Origin of the sequence: Nitrosomonas supralitoralis (assembly GCF_003011925.2) — a bacterium.
GTDB classification, from domain to species: Bacteria; Pseudomonadota; Gammaproteobacteria; order Burkholderiales; family Nitrosomonadaceae; genus Nitrosomonas; species Nitrosomonas supralitoralis.
The window spans coordinates 1-2,514 of the sequence record NZ_PXXU01000127.1 but is presented as its reverse complement, the minus strand read 5'-3'; the positions used below and the strand labels follow the sequence as shown (position 1 = coordinate 2,514).

2 protein-coding genes are annotated in these 2,514 nt (G+C 40.6%); one reads left to right on the top strand and one right to left on the bottom strand.

The features are described 5' to 3' along the window. On the bottom strand, positions 1-1,120 hold a 1,120-nt coding region (locus C7H79_RS16860; RefSeq protein ID WP_374058030.1), incomplete at its 3' end, for a WD40/YVTN/BNR-like repeat-containing protein. An 805-nt stretch (positions 1,121-1,925) separates the two neighbouring features. On the opposite strand from C7H79_RS16860, the gene C7H79_RS16855 reads away from it, so the two are divergent. Continuing rightward, positions 1,926-2,162 carry a thioredoxin family protein gene (locus tag C7H79_RS16855; protein ID WP_106708386.1) on the top strand — a complete coding sequence of 79 codons (237 nt, stop codon included), beginning with the start codon at positions 1,926-1,928 and terminating at the stop codon, positions 2,160-2,162. Positions 2,163-2,514: the final 352 nt, after the last annotated feature.

Genomic DNA, 2,514 nt, shown 5'->3' with positions numbered 1-2,514 from the left:
CGATGAAGTTCGGAGACAAGGCTAAAGCTGTGAGCAGATTTTTGCGAGTTTGTTTCTGGCTCCAGGTAATACCGCCATCTTTCGAGATGAAAAACCCATCATACGCAGAAAGAAAAACTGTTTGGTCAGTCAAAAAAGTGTTTGATACCTGCAGCTCACTGAATTCCTCTAATGGGCTTGTTTGTCCGGTAACTTGGGCCCCGGAGGCATGGAGTGTCCAGTTGTCGCCGCCATTGGTTGATTTGTAAACGGAATGCGTTAAGCTGGTGCAGAAAACTGTACGATCAGTTAGATAGTCTGGAGAAAGCGACACATTATTGATCGCTTCCAATGGCAGATTGGCTGGCTTGTTGGTGAACGTGATGCCAGTGTCATTGCTATAAAAAATTCCATTGTTAGTGGCTAGAAATATCTCCTTGGGATTTCCTCCAGAAATTGCTATATCGTAAACAGTTGAACCGTTCACATTTCCGATAGCGTTCCAGGTGAGGCCTCCATCGGTGGATTTCTGCAGACCTCCGGTTTTATTCACTGTAATAGCCGTCAGATCAGTTGTGAAACTAGGCGACACTGCAACCAGTTGTATTTGTGCAGATACGTTTTGCACTCTAGTCCAAGCTGCTTCTGAACGGGAACGTCGATAAAGTTGACCGTTCATTGTGCTCAATAAGAGCACATAATCATTATCGCCTAGTTTTGCAATATTTAATTTATTTACTCTCAGGTTGGAAAGGCCGGTATTCAAAAGCTCCCAAGAATTCCCCTGATCCACGGATCGATATACTCCATCCCCTTTAGTCGTGGCAAAAACTGTCTGATCGATAGTGTAGTTTGGTGAGACACGAACACCGATTTCTGAGTACACATTGTCCAGCCCATTTGGAAGCCTGATCCAAGTCGTTCCGCCATCGGTTGATCTTAAAATGTTTGTATATTGATCTGAGGTCAATTCTCCATCGGTAGCCAGGAAGAGGGTTTTGTCATTGGCAAAATCGGGGGAAATACCTAATCCATAAACCATATCGTGCGGATTATGGGCGTGCAGGTTATTGCTAATGACGCAAAGTGATATGAAAACGAGAAATAATGTTACTTTAATTTGAGAAAACTTAGTTTGCATTCCGGTACCTCTGATTAGAAATAGTAATATTGCGTTTCTTCTGGTAATCACAAATGTTTGATGCGGACGATAGCACTTATATCCTGAGTTATTCGTAATTTATTAAGGGACTCTATATAATCATTTCAGGCCATTTTTTAATGGTGCGTGATTTAATGCTACAAGCTTTGTATGTGAGGCTTGATTAATTGTTTTAACTTTTAATATTCCAAGCTTTTAGTCGAAACGCATTTCCTCGTTGACAATATTCGCGCATTGAGCATCTATTACTCATTGATAGATTTCTTCGAAATTGATCTCATGTTGCGGCGGAATTGTAATTTCTCCAATTGATTTATGTTTCTTGTTGGTCGAGTAATATTCTTATAATCCTGCGCACTAAACAAGTGACAGATTGCTGTATTTATGTAGTTGTACTGTACTGATTAGATCCTGGTAGGTATGTAGGAATTCGCTGATTTATAAATATGTTATTGAATAAATCGGAGACGTTTGACGCATGGGAAATTATAGTACGTTAAGTCCATATGAGCCATAATATCTCAATGGGTTATAGAATAACTTGGCGAACTCAAATGCGGCATTAAGTTGTACCTTACGTTATGCCTTTGAATCCACCCTTCTCGATACGCTTTTTCTATTTCCAGACGTAGTCTCCGCAGAAAAAACTTCTTTTTTTATATCTCCCCCTTCGGCGGGATTAACTGTATTGCTCAAATGCTCTATGCAAGGCATTGCTTTGATCATATAATTCCGGTCTTGCTGTGACATCAATTTGAAGCAGTAACTTTTTGGAGATATGTTAATGAAGAACAAAGCAATTTTCTACCATGCAGGATGTCCTGTATGCGTTCAAGCAGAACAAAATGTTGCCAACGCGCTTGATCCAGAGAAATATGAAGTTGAATCTGTTCATCTTGGCACCGATAAATCACGCGTGACTGAAGCTGAAGCCGCAGGGGTTAAATCTGTTCCTGCTCTGGTTATGGATGGAACACCATTCCACATCAACTTTGGTGCGGGCATCGAAGCTTTGAAGTAAGCTTTTTGCTACAGGATAGTGTGCCGAATATCATTCGTGCACACTATCCAAGCATAATCAAGAAAGGACCTTATGTTGCAGAAATTCTTACATCGCAGAGTCACAATATAAAATCCTATCCACAAATCTGGGCGGAATGTGACTGCAAAATATTTCAAAATGCAGCCTTATTAAAGTTTTTGAGTACCTTGTATCTCATATGCTAATGGTGGCGTCAATGTCTTGGTGGATTCAAGTTAGCACCCTTGTAGCCAACTATATTTGACGCACTCAAGTCGTATTCGATATCACTACTGTCCCGTTAACATCTAATTGAGGCGGCCTGATTTGTCCTGAATTGGTATAATAAGTT